General features: G+C 57.5%; 15 protein-coding genes. 2 read left to right on the plus strand and 13 right to left on the minus strand.

Features of this window, described 5'->3' with window-relative positions; genetic code table 11:
* Positions 1-2: 2 nt before the first annotated feature.
* The 5 genes from adhE to pflB form a co-directional block, all read right to left on the minus strand.
* Complete coding sequence (gene adhE, locus ACVWZG_RS00485; protein ID WP_457404812.1) at positions 3-2,639, minus strand: bifunctional acetaldehyde-CoA/alcohol dehydrogenase; 2,637 nt, start codon at positions 2,637-2,639, stop codon at positions 3-5.
* 92 nt (positions 2,640-2,731) lie between these two features.
* Positions 2,732-3,142 carry an OsmC family protein gene (locus ACVWZG_RS00490; protein WP_457404815.1) on the minus strand — a complete coding sequence of 137 codons (411 nt, stop codon included), beginning with the start codon at positions 3,140-3,142 and terminating at the stop codon, positions 2,732-2,734.
* Positions 3,143-3,333: 191 nt separating this feature from the next.
* Complete coding sequence (gene pflA, locus ACVWZG_RS00495) at positions 3,334-4,083, minus strand: pyruvate formate-lyase-activating protein (RefSeq protein WP_457404816.1); 750 nt, start codon at positions 4,081-4,083, stop codon at positions 3,334-3,336.
* 225 nt (positions 4,084-4,308) lie between these two features.
* Complete coding sequence (locus tag ACVWZG_RS00500) at positions 4,309-4,719, minus strand: pentapeptide repeat-containing protein (RefSeq protein ID WP_457404818.1); 411 nt, start codon at positions 4,717-4,719, stop codon at positions 4,309-4,311.
* 81 nt (positions 4,720-4,800) lie between these two features.
* Positions 4,801-7,107, minus strand: a complete 2,307-nt coding sequence (gene pflB, locus ACVWZG_RS00505) for a formate C-acetyltransferase (RefSeq protein ID WP_414350064.1) — start codon at positions 7,105-7,107, stop codon at positions 4,801-4,803.
* A gap of 413 nt (positions 7,108-7,520) precedes the next feature.
* On the opposite strand from pflB, the gene ACVWZG_RS00510 reads away from it, so the two are divergent.
* Complete coding sequence (locus ACVWZG_RS00510) at positions 7,521-8,600, plus strand: VOC family protein (protein ID WP_457404820.1); 1,080 nt, start codon at positions 7,521-7,523, stop codon at positions 8,598-8,600.
* A 115-nt stretch (positions 8,601-8,715) separates the two neighbouring features.
* Here ACVWZG_RS00510 and sufU read toward each other — a convergent pair whose 3' ends face one another.
* The 5 genes from sufU to cobM form a co-directional block, all read right to left on the minus strand.
* Positions 8,716-9,198 carry a Fe-S cluster assembly sulfur transfer protein SufU gene (sufU, locus tag ACVWZG_RS00515; protein WP_011434254.1) on the minus strand — a complete coding sequence of 161 codons (483 nt, stop codon included), beginning with the start codon at positions 9,196-9,198 and terminating at the stop codon, positions 8,716-8,718.
* Between the two features lie 167 nt (positions 9,199-9,365).
* Entirely contained in the window at positions 9,366-10,544 is a 1,179-nt protein-coding gene (locus tag ACVWZG_RS00520) for an NAD(P)/FAD-dependent oxidoreductase (protein ID WP_457404822.1), read from the minus strand.
* Positions 10,541-11,368, minus strand: a complete 828-nt coding sequence (locus ACVWZG_RS00525) for a sulfurtransferase (RefSeq protein WP_457404825.1) — start codon at positions 11,366-11,368, stop codon at positions 10,541-10,543. Before ACVWZG_RS00525 ends, ACVWZG_RS00520 begins: the two co-directional genes overlap by 4 nt.
* 38 nt (positions 11,369-11,406) lie before the next feature.
* Positions 11,407-13,488 (minus strand): tetratricopeptide repeat protein, encoded by a 2,082-nt coding sequence (locus tag ACVWZG_RS00530; protein WP_457404827.1) that lies wholly within the window; start codon positions 13,486-13,488, stop codon positions 11,407-11,409.
* A 188-nt stretch (positions 13,489-13,676) separates the two neighbouring features.
* Positions 13,677-14,477, minus strand: a complete 801-nt coding sequence (cobM, locus tag ACVWZG_RS00535; protein ID WP_011434250.1) for a precorrin-4 C(11)-methyltransferase — start codon at positions 14,475-14,477, stop codon at positions 13,677-13,679.
* A 450-nt stretch (positions 14,478-14,927) separates the two neighbouring features.
* Between cobM and ACVWZG_RS00540 the strand changes: the two genes are divergently transcribed.
* Positions 14,928-15,287 carry a DUF559 domain-containing protein gene (locus ACVWZG_RS00540; RefSeq protein WP_148202775.1) on the plus strand — a complete coding sequence of 120 codons (360 nt, stop codon included), beginning with the start codon at positions 14,928-14,930 and terminating at the stop codon, positions 15,285-15,287.
* Between the two features lie 40 nt (positions 15,288-15,327).
* Here the strand turns inward: ACVWZG_RS00540 and ispD are convergent, their stop codons facing one another.
* The 3 genes from ispD to ACVWZG_RS00555 form a co-directional block, all read right to left on the minus strand.
* On the minus strand, positions 15,328-16,035 hold the full coding sequence (gene ispD / locus ACVWZG_RS00545) for a 2-C-methyl-D-erythritol 4-phosphate cytidylyltransferase (protein ID WP_414381026.1): 708 nt from the start codon (positions 16,033-16,035) through the stop codon (positions 15,328-15,330).
* Between the two features lie 40 nt (positions 16,036-16,075).
* Positions 16,076-17,446 carry an ammonium transporter gene (locus ACVWZG_RS00550; RefSeq protein ID WP_240527655.1) on the minus strand — a complete coding sequence of 457 codons (1,371 nt, stop codon included), beginning with the start codon at positions 17,444-17,446 and terminating at the stop codon, positions 16,076-16,078.
* Positions 17,447-17,760: 314 nt separating this feature from the next.
* Complete coding sequence (locus ACVWZG_RS00555) at positions 17,761-19,173, minus strand: ammonium transporter (protein WP_457393174.1); 1,413 nt, start codon at positions 19,171-19,173, stop codon at positions 17,761-17,763.
* Positions 19,174-19,236 lie beyond the last annotated feature (63 nt).

Raw genomic sequence — 19,236 nt, forward strand, 5'->3', positions numbered from 1 at the left:
CCTTAGGCCAACACTGGTTCCGGCTGGTGGTAGAGGGCAGAATCCACCCGGCAGCCCCGATAGGCCAAAACGTACAGCTCCTTCATGTCTTGAATGAGGGGATAGCGGGGGTTGGCGCCGGTGCATTGGTCGTCAAAGGCTTGCTCCGCCATCGCCTCCAGACGGTCGTAGAACTCCCGCTCCTTCTCGCCCAGGGCCTCGCGAATGGTGGCCGGGATCCCCAGTTTCCGCTTGAGTTCTTCGATGGCCTCGATGAGGCGCATGACCTTTTCATCGTCAGAGGACTCCGCCCCGCCCAACTGCAGGTAATCGGCAATTTCAGCGTAGCGGTGCTTGGCGTTGGGATAGCGGTATTGGGGAAAAATGGCCTGCTTAAAGGGGGCGTCGGTGGCGTTGTAGCGGATGACGTGGGTAATCATCAGGGCATTGGCCAGGCCGTGGGGCAGATGGAAGGTGGATCCCAGCTTGTGGGCCAGGGAGTGGCACACCCCCAAAAAGGCGTTGGCAAAGGCCATGCCGGCAATGGTGGCGGCGTAGTGGACTTTTTCCCGCGCTTCGGGATCCTCGGCGCCCTTCTCGTAGGCCCGCGGCAGGTAGGTCATGAGCAGCTTGATGGCTTGTAATGCCAGCCCATCGGTAAAGTCGCTGGCCATCACCGACACATAGGCTTCCAGAGCATGGGTGAGGGCATCGATGCCGCCGTAAGCCGTTAGCTTCTTGGGCATCTTTAAGGTGAGATCCGGATCCACAATGGCCATGGTGGGGGTGAGGGCGTAGTCCGCCAGGGGGTATTTGATCCCCACCCGGTCATCGGTCACTACGGCAAAGGGCGTCACCTCGGATCCCGTGCCGGAAGTGGTGGGGATGCAGATGAGCTGAGCTTTTTGCCCCAGTGGCGGCAGCTCGTAAACCCGCTTGCGGATGTCCATAAAGCGCATCGCCAAGCCTTCAAACTCCACCTGGGGCTGCTCGTACATCAGCCACATCACCTTGGCCGCATCCATCGGGGATCCCCCACCGACCGCAATAATCACATCCGGTTGAAACTGGCGCAACTGCTCCAGACCGCGATTGACGTTGCTGAGGGTGGGATCCGGCTCTACATCGTGGTACACATCCCAGCTCACGCGAATCTCATCCAAAACCTGGGTGATGGGATGCAATATGCCCAACTCAAAGAGCGGCTTATCGGTCACCAAAAAGGCGCGTTTTTTGCCGGCCAATTCCCGCAGAGCAATAGGCAGACATCCGGGCTTGAAGTAAATCTTGGGCGGGATCCGAAACCAGAGCATGTTTTCCCGACGTTGGGTTACCGTTTTAATGTTGAGCAGGTGGCGCGGCCCCACATTCTCGGAGATCGAATTGCCTCCCCAAGTGCCACAGCCCAAAGTCAGAGAGGGATCTAGCTTGAAGTTGTAGAGATCCCCAATGGCCCCTTGTGAAGAGGGAGTGTTGATCAAGACTCGACCGGTTTGCAGGGCATTTTCAAAGTAGGCAATATCGTCCCGATTGGCGGGATCTGTATACAAAACAGAGGTGTGTCCCCGCCCGCCGAAATTGACCAGTTGGACAGCAACATCTACGGCGCTGTGAAAATCCTTGGCTCGGTAGAGGGCCAGAACAGGGGCCAATTTTTCGTAGGAGAAGGGCTCCTCCGGCCCCACCTTCTCCACTTCCCCGATCAACAGCTTGGCACCTTCGGGAACCTGGATCCCGGCCAGGGCAGCGATGGTCTGCACCGACTGGCCCACAATGGCCGGATTGAGGCGACCGTCTTTGAGAAGGATGCGGCGCACGGCTTCGATTTGTTCCGGATCCAAAATGTAGGCCCCCCGATGGCCGAACTCGGCCTTGACCTGCTCGTAGATGGCATCCACCACCACCACTGCCTGTTCTGAGGCACAGATCATGCCGTTGTCGAAGGTCTTGCTCAACAAAATCGAGCTGACAGCCATGGGAATATCGGCACTGGCATCGATCACTGCCGGGGTATTGCCCGCTCCCACCCCCAAAGACGGGTGGCCCGAAGAATAGGCCGCTTTGACCATGCCAGGCCCGCCGGTAGCCAAGATCAGCTTCACCTCAGGATGCTGCATCAAAGCCTGGGACAGCTCGATGGTGGGCTCGTCGATCCAGCCGATCAACCCCACAGGAGCGCCCGCTGCCTCGGCAGCTTCTCTGACCACTTTGGCCGCGGCAATGGTGCATTGTTTAGCCCGCGGGTGGGGAGAAAAGATAATGCCGTTGCGGGTTTTTAGGGTGATCAGAGCCTTGAAAATTGTCGTCGAGGTAGGGTTGGTTACCGGCACAATACCTGCCAAAAGACCCACCGGTTCAGCAATTCTCTCGTAGCCAAAACTCTCATCCCGCTCGATAACCCCGCAGGTTTTCTCGTGTTTGTATTTGTTGTAAATGTATTCCGAGGCAAAGTGATTTTTGATCACCTTGTCCTCCACAATACCCATGCCGGTTTCCTGTACCGCCAGCTTGGCCAGCGGGATCCGTTCGTTGTTGGCAGCCAGAGCGGCTCTGTGAAAAATCCGGTCTACCTGTTCTTGGGTGAAAGTTGCATATTCAGCTTGGGCAGCCTTCACCTGCTGGATCAAGGTTTCCAGCTCGGCTAGATTGGTTACTGGCATCGGTGGATCCCTCCAAAACTCATCAAGACTTAGACGATAGGAACAATTGACAATCGGATAGTTGGAAATAGTCGAATAACTCGAATGGCAATCTAGGCGCCAACAGGAGCAGGAACTTGGATTTCGGTGGTCAGGGTGGGGGGATGGGTGAGCGTATTGTGAATGATGCAGGCATCAACTGCTTTTTCCAGCCCCTTTTGATGCCTTCCGTCCAGAGGGATCCCAGTTTTTACACGAATGTGAATGTTGTCTAGGCGAGCCGGATGCTCAACTTTCTCCGCCGTGACCACCACCTCTATTCCACTGGGATCCAACTGCCGAGCTTCCAGATATTTGACGGCATAAAAACCAACACAGGCGCCCAGAGAAGCCAGAAACCATTCCGGCGGCGTCATTCCCTGATCTCGACCGTGATTGTCCAAAGGCTGGTCGCTGAGAATGCGGTGCCCTCGGCTTTCCGCTTGAAACTGAACACCATCGCGGTAGGTGACGCAAACTTCCATTGGGGATCCCTCCTCTTGGGGTATTCTTCAGTTCACATAGAGTCCGTAAAGTTAGCCTGGGGATCAACTTGGATTCCAGTCAGCTCAGGGCTGGTCTGGAGATGGTTCAGAGGTCTTTGAGATCAACTGGGGATCCCTTCGGATCTGAGCATGACCTGGCTATGGTGACCCAAGCTGAAACTGCAGAACGGTCAAACAGCCACCAATCCATGGGCACGAAAGATCTGTAAGGCATGATTCACCTGTTCGGGTGTGGGTGGATCGACATTGGCAAGGGTGTAAGGCAATCCCAATTGCTGCCATTTGTATTCCCCCATCTTGTGAAAGGGCAAAACTTCTACCCGCTCAACGTTAGAAAGCGTCGCCACAAACTGAGCCAAACCCTTTATGTTTTCTTCGGGATCTGTCAGCCCCGGAACAAGTACAAAACGAATCCAGGTGGGCTTGTGGATCTGGTCTAAATAGCGGGCCAGATTAAGAGTGGGTTCTAGCGAAACACCGGTGACCTTTCGATACAGCTCCGGCAGATAAGACTTGATATCCAGCAACACCAAATCTGTATGCTCCAACACAGGCTTGGCTGCTTCCAGTTGCCCATAGCCAGAAGTATCCAAAGCCGTGTGCAAGCCCAACTCATGACAGCGACGGAAGATCTCGGCCACGAAGTCAGGTTGCAGCAAAGGCTCTCCCCCGGTAGCCGTAACTCCCCCCCCTCGCAAGTAATTCTTGTAACGTTGGATCTCGGCAATTAAAGACTCAACTGTAACAAGCTGTCCCGCCTGCGGATCCCGACAGTCGGGGTTGTGGCAATACAAACAGCGAAGTGGACAACCCTGCGTGAAAATCACGAAGCGGATTCCTGGCCCATCGACGGTGCCACAGGTTTCCACCGAGTGAATGCGCCCGGCAATTGGTGTCAGGGGGTTCATAACGGTATCCATACTTTTATCCTGGATGACTTTTGCAAAATATCAATCAATCTTGAGGTTTTCTTCCAGATTGCTAACTCAGGTTAAATAGAACACAGTTTCCATTTCTCTTTGGATTAGGTTGGGACTAGATTTTTTTAGATCCCTAGGGTCTTTTAGCTAGACCGCTGCTATCCTGGCTGGAAGGGAGAAAGGGGGATAAAAAGCCGAAAGGGCAGCTTGGGGATCCCACCCAGCTCAGACCGATGGGTCGTGTGGGCTAGGCACGGAGGTATCCACCGTGATGCCGTGCAGGCGGTGGGCCTTGGGATCGAAATCCTTCGGGAAATGGGTATAGGCATCGAAATCTGCGTGATCCAACAAGGCTCCTTCTAAGAGCGCCCCTCGGAAATTGCTGCCAAAGAGGAGACATCCCCGCAGATCGGCTCCCGATAGGTTAGCTCCGCTGAAGTCGGCATAGCTGAGATCGCACCCCCGCAAATTGGCCCCCGCCAAGTTGGCCCCACTGAAATCGGCATAGCTGAGATCGGCGCCAGCCAAATGGATCCCCTGCAGCTCAGCCCCCTGCAAATCGATCTCCCGAAAATCGCGCCGTCCTGAGGCATACTGGCTGACCAGATCCGCAGCGCTACAAACAGTCATCGTCATCGGGCCTCCTCGGTTATCGATGGGGGATCCCTTCCATCGACCCCGGTATGGGCGGACTTCAGGGATCCCCAGGCTGGTCTTTTAGCAGTGTTGATGGAACGTGCGGTTAATGACATCCAGTTGCTGCTCGCGGGTGAGCTTGATGAAGTTCACCGCATAGCCGGAAACCCGGATGGTGAGCTGTGGGTAGAGCTCCGGGTGCTCCATGGCATGCAGCAGGGTCTCGCGGTTGAGAACATTGACGTTGAGGTGGAAACCGCCATCCCGCATGTAGCCATCCAGCAGCCCCACTAGATTGGCAACCCGCTCCTCCGCTGTGCGACCTAGGGCCGCCGGCACAATCGAGAAGGTGTTGGAGATCCCATCCAGAGCGTCGTCGTAGGGCAGCTTGGCCACCGAAGCCAGCGACGCCACCGCCCCCTTGGTGTCCCGGCCGTGCATGGGGTTGGCCCCTGGGGCAAAGGGCTCGCCCGCTCGCCGCCCGTCGGGGGTGTTGCCGGTTTTCTTGCCGTAGACCACGTTGGAGGTGATGGTGAGGATGGACTGGGTGGGGATGGCATTGCGGTAGGTCTTGTGCTTGCGCAGCTCGGCCATGAAGGTCTGCACCAGTTGCACCGCAATGGAGTCAACTCGGTCGTCGTTGTTGCCGTATTTGGGGAAGTCGCCCTCCACCGCGTAATCCACCACTAGGCCCCGCTCATCCCGGATGGCCCGTACCCGCGCGTATTTGATGGCGGATAGGGAGTCGGCTGTTACCGACAGGCCGGCCAACCCAAAGGCCATGGTGCGCAGCACGTCCCGGTCGTGCAGGGCCATCTCCAGGCGCTCGTAGCAGTACTTGTCGTGCATGTAGTGGATGATGTTCATGGTGTTGACGTAGGTTTTGGCCAGCCAGGCCATCATCTGCGCCATGCGCGGCCACACCTCGTCGTAGTCCAGGACATCGGCGGTGATGGGGGCGAAAGCAGGAGCCACCTGCTCGCCGGAGATCTCATCCCGACCGCCGTTGATGGCATAGAGCAGGCACTTGGCCAAGTTCACCCGCGCTCCAAAAAACTGCATCTGCTTGCCGATGCGCATGGCCGACACACAGCAGGCGATGCCGTAGTCATCCCCCCAGTAGGGGCGCATCAAGTCGTCGTTTTCGTACTGGATGGAGCTGGTTTCAATGGAGACCTTGGCGCAGTAGCGCTTGAAGGCTTCCGGCAGCCGCTCCGACCAGAGCACGGTCAAGTTGGGCTCGGGCGCTGGGCCAAGGTTGTAGAGGGTATGCAGCATGCGGAAGCTGGTTTTGGTAACCAAAGGCCGCCCATCCAGGCCCATGCCGCCGATGCACTCGGTAACCCAGGTGGGATCCCCGCTGAATAGCTCGTTGTACTCGGGCGTGCGCAAAAACCTGACCATGCGCAGCTTCATAACAAAGTGGTCAATGAGCTCCTGGGCCTCTTCCTCGGTGAGGATCCCGGCCTGCAGATCCCGCTCGATGTAGATGTCCAGGAAGGTGGACACCCGCCCCAAGGACATGGCCGCCCCGTTTTGCTCCTTGACGGCTGCCAGGTAGGCCAGGTACAGCCATTGGATGGCTTCGCGGGCGTTGGCTGCCGGACGGCCCAGGTCAAACCCGTAGCGGGATCCCATCTCTTTCAGCTCTTGTAGGGCCTTAATCTGCTCGGAGAGCTCCTCCCGCAGGCGGATGGTCTCTTCGTCCATCGTGTCCAGGTCTAGACTGGCTTTTTGGGCCTGCTTGTCTTCGATGAGCCGATCCACCCCGTAGAGGGCCACCCGCCGGTAGTCCCCAATGATGCGACCCCGACCGTAGGCATCGGGCAGGCCGGTGATGATCCCGGAGCGGCGGCAGCGGCGCATCTCTTCGGTGTAAGCATCAAAAACGCCGTCGTTGTGGGTTTTGCGGTACTGGGTAAAAATTTCCTTGGTGCGGGGATCCAACTCGTAGCCATAGGCTTTGAGGGAAGACTCCACCACGCGGATGCCGCCAAAGGGCATGATGGCCCGCTTCAGAGGTTTGTCCGTCTGCAGCCCCACAATCTGTTCCAGCTCTGGGTCGATATAGCCAGGGGCGTGGCTGGTGATGGTAGAGGGAACAGCGGTATCGGCATCTAGGATCCCTCGCTCTCGCTCCAGAGCCATCAAATCCTTGACCTTGGCCCACAGCCGCTGGGTGCGCTCGGTGGCTGCAGCTAAGAAGGTTTCATCACCGGTGTAGGGGGTGTAATTGCGCTGAATAAAGTCTCTGACGTCGATGGAGCGCTGCCAGGATCCCGGCGCAAAATCGCTCAAAACTTTTTGACCGTCTGCGTTGGATCCCGTCCTTGGTTCCGCCTTCAATTCTGTAGGTGATGCTACAGAACGCTGCACACTGGCAACCATAACAATCCTCCCGGCTATTACGCCTGATAATCTATCGACAGGGCGAGGCAGCACCCCGGCCTTTGCCCCACGCAGGCTCTAAAAGAGAGCTAAAGAACCAATAGATCTCTGCAAGGCTTATAGGGATCCTACGAAGGGCTTTTAGCAACTCTTCTGTTTCTTTTTTAGGCGTTCTAAATACACCTCGCCTGATTTAATTTTAGTCCCTTGCGCTCTGAGGATATTTTCGGTTGCGTGATTTTTTAATCTTATTTTCATCCTATTTTTTAATGCTGTTTTAATATCTTCTTAACGTTGTTTTACGCTTTTCCATCGGCAAATGGCGGGCCTATGCTGAGGTAGGACGGCCCAGGTCGTCTGTTGCCGTGAGAACGTCAGGATACTCGGCCTTTACCTTAGCAGTGCCTTGCTCTATGAACCAGTCCAATCGAATCGTCCAAGGGATCCATCACCTGCACTTCTATCTTTGGGATCTGCCCCGTTGGCAGGAACACTTTTGTCAAGTTTGGGGCTTCCGAATGGAAGGACAGCTCGGCAGTACCCTCTGTCTGCGTCAGGGATCCCTGCGCTTGCGCCTATCTCAGCCGGCTCACGCCGGGGATGAGGTGGATCGCTATTTGCAGCAACATTCGCCTGGGGTGGTGGATGTGGCCTTGGCGGTGGAGGAGCAAGAGCTGTTGGGCTTGGCAGAGCTTTTGCAGAGGCGAGGAGCCCAAGTGGAGTGGATCCCGGCAGAAGAGGAAGGCGGCCCCACTCTGCGCCTGCGCACCCCCTATGGACTTCGGCATTCTTTGCTCCCCGGCTCAGGGATCCCCGATTCAGCCCCTGCTGAGGAGAACCTGTTTTCCCACTGGGATCACCTGGTATTGAACGTGGAGCAGGGATCCCTGCAGGCGGCAGCGGATTGGTATGGGCAGGTGCTGGGTTGGCGGCCTTTGTATCGCTACAGCATCCGCACCAACACCTCTGGCCTAGAAAGTGTGGTGGTGGGAGATCCTGAAGCCGGGATCCAGTTGGCCATCAACGAGCCCACCTGTGCCGCTTCCCAGATCCAGGAGTTTTTGGATGCCCATCATGGCCCTGGCCTGCAACATGCGGCGTTGCACAGCTCAGATGTCTTCGCCAGTGTGCGCCGGCTGCGACAGGGAGGCGTAAACTTTCTGCAGGTGCCACCGGAGTACTACACAAACCTGGCAAGGGAGCTGGCTTCTGGAGCAATACTCCGTTCTGGTGGGTTGCCCCCCGCCATCTCCTGGCACGACTTGGTGGAGCAGCAGCTCCTTTTGGATGCCACCTTGCCTGCTTCTAATTCCCCACACCCCCCCCTGTTGTTGCAAACCTTCACTCAGCCTCTGTTTGGTCGGCCCACGTTTTTTTTCGAGGTCATCCAACGGTTGGGTGGAGCCACAGGCTTTGGCGAAGCCAATTTTCAAGCCCTGTTTGAAGCTCTAGAACGCCAACAGCGACAACGGCAGAAGGCTCGGGCCTGTTAACACCCTCGTCAACGCTCTGGGGATCCAGTGGGAGCACCAGGGGAATGTCTCCAGTTAATCAACACGATTGATTGCCCCTGAGTTTCCAGCCGATATTCGGGTATGCGGAAGGCGGTCAGTCGGTGTTTTCGTTGCTCACAAAGGCCGACCCATTGGCCTGGGGTTCGGGCGATTCCAGCGCGTATTTGAGCGCATGCCAGGCCAGGTTGGCGCATTTGATGCGCACTGGAAATTGGGCTACCCCTTTCATGGCGTTCAAAGCCCGTTGCTCCCGCGGGAACTCTTCGCCACCGCGCATCATGGCTTGGAAGCGCTCCACCAACTGCAGAGCTTCGGGGATGGTGCGCCCCCGCACCGCATCCGCCATGAGATCGGCAGAAGCCAGGGCAATGGCACAGCCTGCCCCCTCGAATTTGATATCGACAATCCGCTCCTGGCTGGGATCCAGTTGTAAGGTGAGGTCGATGGTGTCGCCACAGGAGGGGTTGTGGCCACGTTGGTGGCGGTGGACGGGATCCACTCTGCCGAAGTTGTGGGGCTTTTTGTACCGCTCCAGAATGACTTGCTGATAGAGTCCGCGCAGGTTATCTAGAGGCATTGTTGCTCCTGGTTGGTCGCTGCTCTGGCCGGTCGGCAAAAGTCGATCCGCTCATAGCCCATTGCCGCCGGGAATAGCCATAGTTCTCAGATATTCAGGATTTGGGAAGCGAGCCCGACCTGGCCCATCTGGTTTTGATCTTAACCCCGTTCTTGGTAGAGCTTGAGTCAGTAGAAAAACTCCTGCCAGCGCAGGGGCTTAAGTTTGCGCATGTACAGCCAATCAAAAAAGTTCTTCAGCACCGTGGCTGCATAGCCGCGCCAGACCAGCCTGCCTTTCTCGGCAACGGCAACGCGGTTCCCCACCGTTACACAAACAAAAACCGTGGCCTGCGGTCGGTAGGGGATCAGAGGTTGGCCGCGGATAAGCCGCAGCAGGTTTTGGGCTGCAATCGGCCCCTGGCGCACCGCGTACACGCCGATCTTGGGCAAGAGGCGGGATCCCCAAACAAAGTCAGCGCAGTCCCCCACCGCCAAGATGTGCTCTGAGCCTTGCACCCGCAGGTATTGATCCACAAGCAGGGATCCCGTCGGCCCTGTCAGCAAGCCGCAGGTGCTCAACCAGGCCGGCGCCTGGAAGCCACCTGCCCACAGGCGAGTCTGAGCCATCAACTCGGTGCCATCCGAGAGCCACACCTGCTCCGGCCCAAAGGCTTTCACCTGACATCCGGCCCAGATTTCCACCCCCAGACGGCGGATTTCTCTTTCCACAGCACGGCGGAAGTGTTCTGAGAAACCCTCGACCAGATGGGCCTGGCGATGGATCAGGATCAGCCGGGCTTGAGCTAAGGGGATCCCTGTTTCTGCGCTCATTTCCCGGCAAAGATCGTAGAGTTCCCCCATCAGCTCTGTGCCGGTACAGCCTCCTCCCGCTACCACAAAGGTCAGCAGGCCCGGCGTCGGATCCCCCTGGGCTGCCCGTTGCCAGCACTGCCGGATCCAGGTTTGGGCGGCCACCAATTGTTCTGCCGGTCGAATGGTGAAGGCATGTTGGATCCCATCAATGGTGCGCAACTCCCGGCCCACATTCACCAACAGATAGTCGTAGGCAAGGGTTTGCATCCCGGCTTCACTCTCCAGGGTCAGGGTTCGGGCTTCGGGTTGGATGTGGGTGACTCGCCCCGGCAAAAACTGGGCGCCGTTGGCTTGAATATGCTCCAGCAAAGGGATCCGCACCAGCTCCAGAGAAAACCGACCACTCAGCAGCCGCGTGGACATGCCTGAATTAACACTGTAGGGATAGGGGTTGATGGCGATCACCCGTGCCTGCCCTTTGAGCGCCCGCAAGGCGTCGATGGCTCCATAGCCACATCCGGCCAAGATCACAGTGGGCAGGGATCCCCTCATGGCTGGAGCGGGAACCGCTGGGGATCCCCGGCTGCCCATTCCAGGATGGAGCCGGAATAACTTTTGGCTTGCCGGCCCAAGTGGGTTAAAACCACCGTGACCCAAGCGGCGCGAACCCCGGCTGTGCAGTAGGCAACGATCTCGGCTTCTGGAGAGATCCCGGCTTTTTGCAGGCGGGCGTGAATTTCATCGGGCGGCAACAGGAATCCCGCCATGTCCATCAGCTCTTTGTAGTAGAGATGCACAGCACCGGGGATGTGCCCACCGCGCGCCTCACCATAGGGGGTGGCTCCCTCGTATTCTTGGGCTTCGCGACTGTCGATGATCGCCACACGGTTGGAGCCAAGGCTGGCCCGCAGAGTGTCCCGGTCGATGTTCCACCGGTCGGTTCGCCGCACTACAAAGTCGCCCCGTTGCAGTTCGTCGGCGCTTTGTCGGGTTGTGGTCAGCACTCCCTCCTTCACCAGGGCCGGATAGCCCCCATCCACCATAACCGCCTGGGGATGACCCAAGCTGCGCAACATCCAAACCATTCGTCCATCTTCTCCCCAGCCCCGCAGCGGATCGGCCACCACCACCACCGGACGCTCCCGAAACACGCCAATGCCTTGCAGCTTTTCGGTGAGAAGGGCGTCATCTGCCAACAGCTTGCCGCTGTTTGCAGCCTCTGGTTGAGTAAACTCCGTCCAGTTCACCGGAATTGAACCCTTCAGGATCCCGTCGGCTTGCAATTCCGCACTGCGTGCATCCAGAAGCGTTGCCCCTTGTTGGATGAGCTGGATGGCGGTTGCAGGGCTGACCACCCAACCTGGCGTTGGTGTCATGGGTTGAGAGAACCTTAACTGGAAGATCCTATCCCACCTTACGGGACGAGTAGGCCGGTATGGGCCTCTTCCATCTGTTTGGAGAGAAGCCGTTGCAGGCTCACTCTGGCTTCGGAGAAGTTGGGAGCGATTTCCAAAGCCGAGCGAAAGTGTTCAATGGCCTGCTCCAGCTTGCCTTGGCGGGCAAGGATGGATCCCAGACGATAGTGAGGTGCTCCATAGCTGCCATTGCTGCGAATGGCCCGTCGATAGCTGGCCTCCGCCGAGGTTAGATCCCCCTTGATGCGCGCCACTTCGCCCAGGCCAAAGTGAGCTTCCGGCAACTCTGAATCTCCTTCGAGGGCCTGTTCAAACTGCTGCATAGCCTGCTGCAACTGTTGGGGCTGGATGAACTTGCGCCCAGAGGCATCCCGTTGTTTGGGCCCCAAGTAGGCTAGGCCAGTGGCGGCCATCGCTGCGTGCAGATCGGGGGCCAGCTCCAAAGCCCGCCGGTAGTTCTTGATGGCTTCGCTGTATTGCTCTTGGCCTGCCAACACCAGACCCAAACCGTAGTAGGCGCGAGCCTGCTGTCTTTTGAACTGACCATTGAAGACCACCTGGCTGAACTCTTGGCTGGCTTGAGCCAGATGACCTGCATGCACCATTGCCAAACCCAGATCCACCCGCACACCGGCTGCCAACTCAGGAGCGAGATCCAGGTTGAGAGCAGTTCGGAAGGCTGCGATTGCCGCTTTTAGCTGTCCTTTGCGCATCAGCGCTTGTCCCATCACGGCGTGGCCCAGGCCCAGGCGATCATTCAACTCCAAAGCAGCCCAACAGGAATCGATGGCCTCGTCCCATTGCCCCAGCTTGAGGCGAATTTGAGCAATGCAGAGATGAGCCTCGCTGAAGTGGGGATCCAGCCCCAGGGCCTTTTGTTGCTGGGCCAACGCTTCTGCCCAGTTGCCCTTCTCTGCCCAGGCTTGGCCGAGCAGGCTGAAGATCTCGGCTTGAGCGGATCCCTGGGTGAGGGGCAGCGCTTCGGGCAAATGGATCAAGACTTCATCCGGCTGATGCTGGGCCAACCACTGCCGCGCCAGGGCCTTCAGGGTTTCCACCAGGTGGGTGTTGATGCCGCTCAAGTTCGGGTTCAGGCGTTTGGCCTGTTGGTAGTGGCTCAATGCCTCCTGCAGTCGGTTGGTTTTCGCCAACAGATGGGCCAGCTCAACGTGGGCCTCGACATGATTCGGCTGTTGCCGCACGGCCTCCCGAAACCGCTCCACCGCCTCAGGAATTGGATTGGCCTGTAAAAAGGACAGCCCTTCTGTAAAGGGATCCTGGGATCCCTCCCGCTCAAAGGTGTTGATGGCACGCCGGCCTTGCCAACCCAGCCAGCCCCCCCCTGCAGCCAAGATCAACAGCGGGATCCCCAGCCCCAGCGATCTGGCTCGGGCAGGAACATCGGCTTGCCCAAAAGAGCGCACCACCAACCCAGCCCCCAGCAGGAGAGACAAAGCCAGAGCTCCCCCCAAGAAGGGCCTTAGAGCAGGCCTGTGCAACCATTGATCAAGTGTCGGAAAGTTGGCCAGAACGTCGATAGGAGAACTGGGGCGAGCAGTTGTAGGCAGAGGGGTCGGGATCCCGTCTTGGGAAGGGGCATGGCCAACCGAGGCCTGGCTTGGAGCCGCTTCTGGCCAGCGCTCTTTCTGAATTTTGGGAACCGGTGCCCCCAGAGTTTTAACTTTGCGAAAATCGGAGTTGTGGTCGGGATCCACAACAGGTTTTTGGGCCTCCAGCACCTTGATCTCAGAAATCTTGGTGCCCGGTAATACAATCTGCGTGGCATCGGCACTGCTTTCCCCAGAGGACAAGTAGAAGACTTTTTTCCACTGCGGCTGTGTTTCCCCCTGAAGCCGACCGTACACCACCAGTTGGCTAACTCCCTGCACAGGCAAGCCCCCCAATTGGCTGGCAACTCGATGCAACACCATAGAGCGGCTAAACATCCCCTGCCGTGGGAGATCCACCATGAGGTAAAGGACATCTTGCTTCAGGGCCGAACGGGTTGGCAGGGGGGCCAGGGCCTTCTGCAGAGCCTTGATCAGGGTTTCCACGCTGCGAGCAGCAGATGAGCCAGCCATAAAGTTAGAGTTCGCAAAGTTAAGTTAGAGAGTGAAAAAATGGTCTTGTAACAACTCCAATCCAAGAGGGATCCACTTCTCTCGGCAAAAACGAGTACCCCCTCGCCAGAAGTCAAGGCCTCTGACCTCATCTTGCTGCCTCATTGTGCTCAATCTGCCGGAGTCCGTCAATATACTGAAAGAGCCTGTTACAAACGGGGCTGCCGGCCCATTCTGGGACGGAAGAGGTGGGTGTGGTCAGGGCTGTAGAGCCGCGAGCGGGCAGATCTGGAGCTTGACAAGCCTTTCAAGGCAGGGCTGACGAGATAGAGCACTGTGCGTTCTAAGCCGGCTTGCCGGGTGAGGGCGGCCATCTCGGCCAGGGATCCCAGCCAGATCTGTTCGTCCGGCCAACCCAAGCGATAACAAACGGCAACCGGGGTATCGGCGGGGTAGTGAGCCAGCAGATCTGCCTGCGCTTGTTCTACGTGGCGGGCGCTCAGATATAGACACAAAGAGGCGCGGTGGGCTGCCAGACTGGCCAGGGCTTCTGCTTCCGGTACCTGGGTGCGACCGCTGGCGCGGGTGAGGATAATCGTCTGTACCAACTTGGGTATGGTCAACTCCACCTGCAAACGGGCGGCTGCCAATTGAAAGGCGCTTACTCCCGGCACGATCTCAAAAGGGATCCCTGCCTCCGCCAGCCGGATCAGCAGCTCGTGCAGAGCGCCGTAAAGGCAGGGATCCCCATCCTGCAGCCGCACCACCCGCCGCCCCGCCTTGACCCGTTCCACAATTTGCGGCAGCAGCGTTTCCAGCGTGAAGGAGCGGGTGTCAATGGCCTCAACCCCAGGGCGACAATGGGCCAACACTCCCTCTGGCACCAAAGAACCTGTGTAGAACACTACATCGGCTTCCGCCAGCAGTCTTTGCCCCCGCAGGGTAATCAGCTCCGGATCCCCGGGGCCAGCCCCGACAATGTAGACAGGCCACGACGTCGGTTCGCGCATTTGCTTGCTTCCTACCCCTTCAAGGGCCTCTTTGAAGATCCCTTTTCCAAAGTCTTTTCAAACTGGATTCCAAGGGAACTTATCTGGAGGCTCAAGCATGCAAGATCACGACAGGCACTCGCATCCCATCTTAAGGTACGTTCGGAAAGACTATTATCCCTACGTTGTTTTACCCCAGCCGATTGCTCTCCTCCTGAGGGGGCCAGATCTCCCACCTTGCCCGCCGGAGCCTGAGCCGCCACAGATGCCTGCCCGTCCGCTGGAGCCGGAGCCGCCACAGATGCCGGAGCGCCCAACGGAACCTGAACTACCTCGAATGCCGGAACGCCCTGTTAGGCCAAATCTACCCGAGCTACCCCAGCCTTTGATGGGCAAGCTGCAATCGGCATGGGCAACTGGTGCTGGTGCATAGAGCAGTCTAGTGTCCGGTGCTATACCCCTGATATCGCAATGCAGGTATCTAGAGATGGAAAAAGATCACTCGTTTTACTCATTGACATTGAAATTGATGAGCCATGGTTTCTTGAAGGTAATCTGTGTAGGCCAGCCCATACTGTGAATGATCCTAAGCAAAGTAAGCGTGATGCTTATCTAGCGGATAGAGGCTGGGTTGTAGTTCGGTTCTCAGAACGGCAAGTTTATGAAGAAAGTGAAAAGTGCATTAATCTCATCTTTTGCTTGGTTTCAGGTGTCTTGGGTGCATTAGATTCTAAACAGCCAGACTTATCATTTTCATTTCCAACGGACCACAAGAGATGGGGTGATCAAAGTGCTCTTAGTGAACCTAGATTTCCTCCTTCCTACTTTTAATTCCCAAGGTTGAGACTGGCCCTACCGGGATTGAATTGAGCTAACGCGCTGGTCCGAGACGCTGCTGCAGGATTTGTGCGGCCAGCAACACATCCAGGGGGGTGGTTAGCTTCAGATTGGATTCCTCCCCTTCGACGATGTAGACTGGCCAACCCAGCTTCTCGAATAGGGCTGCATCATCGGTTACCTGCCAACCCTGGGCCAGAGCCTCCCGATGGGCTTGCCATAGCATCGACAGGCGAAACCCCTGCGGCGTTTGCGCTGCCCACAGCCGGCTGCGTTCTGGGGTTGACTGAATTTGGATCCCTTTTGGGCCTGCCTCAGCGACTTTAATCGTGTCCTTGACAGGGATCCCCGCGATGAGACCATCCACCTGCTGCAAAGCAGCACTACAGCGATCGAACAACTTAGGGGTAGCTAGGCAGCGGGCCCCATCGTGGATCAACACCCGCTCTACTGTTCCCAGGTTATAGAGATACTCAACCCCCCTGTAAACCGACTCCTGCCGCGTCGCCCCCCCTTGTAAAAGCTGCACCGGCGTGGACAGATCCATTGCCGCCAGGATCTGCTCGATGGCTGGCCAATCGCCGGGTTGGGAGAGAATGCCGATCCACTCGATGGAGCTGGCTCGATCCGCAGCCTGCAACGTCCAAGCCAAAATCGGCTGACCCAAGAGCGGCAGCAACAGCTTATTGACCGCAGCTCCCATTCGCTTGCCGCTGCCAGCCGCCGGGATCAGAAGGTGCATGGGATCCAAAAGTGCATCCAACCGGATCCCAGTGTACTGCTCAACCTTCCAACTCTCCCGAAGCAGTGACAAAGTCAGGGTAGGCAATGTTGCCGTGCTCGCCAATATCCAAGCCGGCCAACTCTTCTTCTGCCGAGACGCGCAGACCGATGGTGCCCTTCAAAATCAAAAACAAAGCCAGACAACAGATAAAAGACCATCCTCCCAGGGCAATAACCCCCAGAATCTGTACCGGCAACACCGCCCAAGTCACCCCCGCTTCCGCATGGGCAAACCACGGGATCCCTGCAGCAATGACCCCCCAAGCGCCGCACACCCCATGTACCGACACCGCCCCCACCGGGTCATCCACCTTCAAGGTGCCCTCGATAAACAGCACCGACAACACCACCAACACCCCGGCCACCGAGCCGATAAGGATTGCCCCCAAAGGATGAACAGTGTTGCAAGGAGCAGTAATGCCCACCAGCCCCGCCAGTGTCCCATTGGCTGCAAACGTCATGTCCGGCTTGGTAAAAATGGCCCAGGAAGTACAGAGAGCGCCGATGGCTCCTGCCGCCCCGGCCAAATAGGTATTGAAAGCAATCCAGCCAATATCAGGAATCGCTGCCGTTGTAGAGCCGGCATTAAAGCCAATCCAGCCCAGCCACAGGATCAACGCCCCCAACATGCCCAAGGGTAAGCTATGCCCGGGAATAGCCCGCGGCTCCCCATTGGGACCATACTTGCCCAAGCGCGGCCCCAACACCAAAGTTCCCGCAAAAGCTGCAGCCCCACCCACCAAGTGCACCACCCCCGACCCGGCAAAGTCAATGTAGCCCAGGTTTTCCAGCCAGCCGGCTGTACCACCGTTGTAGTCGGCAAACAGGCCATTCCAGGCCCAGCCCCCGGAAATCGGGTAGATCGCCCCAGAGATGACGATGGAGTAAATCAAATAAGCCAAAAAGCGGGTGCGTTCCGCCATTGCCCCGGAGACAATGGTGGCAGCGGTGGCGGCAAACACCAGTTGGAAACAGAAGAACGTGAAAGGCCAAGCATCGTTTTGACTGCCGGCTTCAGCTCCCTGTTGCCAGTTGAAAAAAAACCAGTTGGTGCCCAAAAAACCGGCCACATGGGATCCGAACATCAGCCCAAACCCCAAAAACCAAAAAGCGCAGGCCCCGAAGCAGAAGTCCATCAGGTTCTTCAGGACAATGTTGGTAGCATTTTTAGCCCGCGTGAAGCCCGCCTCCACCATGGCAAAGCCCGCCTGCATGAAAAACACCAGCGCCCCGGCCACCGTTGTCCAGACGATGTCGGCATGGTATTGCTGAGTTTTCAGTAAGGTTTGTAGCTCAGCCCAAGCCTCGGGTGGGAGAGCCTGTTCCAGAGCCGTGAGATCCGTCTGGGCCAGAGCAGGCGGGGCAACCAAACTTCCCAACCCCAGCAAAGCTCCAACCCCCAGCAGGACTTTCCCCCCTGTCCTCAAACCCAAAAGGATCCCCTGCCGAAGACGAGAGAAAACAGTCTCACCTATCTGACTTTTCATCTCGATTCCAAGTCCCACACCTCGATTTTGAGCTATTTCTCCCCTCCTACCCGTAACCACCTACACCAATGCCACCAAATACATCAACAAGCCACAAAAGAGAGGGCCAGCCCTGACCCTCCCTTTTGATGCTCATTTGATGCTCAGTTCAGCAATGCTCCGATCCGGCAACCCCAGGTCAGACCGAGCACAACGGCTCAAGATTGCTCCGAATCGGTGGCGGCAGTAACGAAGTCGGGGTAGGCCACGTTGCCATGCTCGCCCACATCCAAACCGGCGATCTCTTCCTCGGCGCTGGTGCGCAGGCCGGTTACAGCCTTGAGGATAAAGAACAGAATCAAGCAGGTAATAAAGGGCCAGAGGAAGTAGGCCAGAGCGCCCACCACTTGTACCCCAAATTGGGCCCAGGTGACCTCTTCAGCATAGTTGGCATTGGCAAAGAAGGGGATCCCTGCTGCCAACACCCCCCAGATACCACAGGTGCCGTGTACCGAAATCGCGCCCACCGGGTCATCAATTTTCAGCACCGTATCCAGGATCACCACCGAAATCACCACCAGAATCCCGGCCACCGAGCCGATGATCAGAGCACCCAAAGGATGGACGCTATCGCAAGGGGCAGTGATCCCCACCAAGCCGGCCAGGACACCGTTGGCGGCAAAGGTCATATCCGGCTTGCCAAAATGAACCCAAGAGGTGAACATCGCCCCAATTGCTCCAGCCGAAGCTGCCAGCAGCGTATTCATGGCAATCCAGCCAATATCGACAGAGGCTGCAGTGGTGGAACCGGCATTAAACCCGATCCAGCCCAAGGCGAGGATAAACACCCCCAACATCCCCAGCGGCAGGTTGTGGCCGGGAATAGCCCGCGGCTCTCCATTGGGGCCGTACTTGCCAATGCGAGGGCCAAGCGCGATCGCACCTGCCAAGGCCGCAGCGCCCCCTACCAAATGCACCACCCCCGACCCGGCGTAGTCGATGTAGCCCAGATTTTCCAGCCAGCCGGCTGTGCCGCCGTTGTAGTCGCCGAACAGCCCGTTCCAGGCCCAACCCCCAGAGATGGGGTAGATTAGCCCAGAAATAACGATGGAGTAGATCAAGTAGGCCAAGAACTTGGTGCGCTCCGCCATGGCTCCGGAAACAATGGTGGCGGCAGTGGCGGCAAACACCATCTGGAAAACAAAAAAGGTGAAAGGCCAGCCGTCTGCCTCGTAAGCCTGCTGCCAGCCAAAAGCAAACCAGTCGGTGCCGAAGAAGCCAACACTTTTGCCGAACATGAGGCCAAACCCGATGAACCAGAAGGCGCAACAGCCCATGCAGAAGTCCATCAAGTTCTTCATCATGATGTTGGCGGCATTCTTGGCGCGGGTAAAGCCCGTCTCTACCATGGCGAACCCCGCCTGCATGAAGAACACCAAGGCTGCTGCCACGATCGTCCAAACAACGTCAGCGTGTTTCTGAACTTCCTCGGCCTCTTGAGCAAAGGCAGTTCCCTGGCCGAATAGAAAAACCAGCGCAGCCATTAGAGCGGCAGTCAGACTCCACTTGGCCGGTCGCCAAAGCCACTGGGGCACCTGGCTCTTGAGCTTTTGGATCATTGTCGTACTCATGCTTTTCGACTCACCTAAAGTGACAGTACTTCTCGCAACACATTACCCGAAAAGTAGGGCAAG

It is taken from the genome of Thermostichus sp. OS-CIW-33 (genome assembly GCF_054059615.1).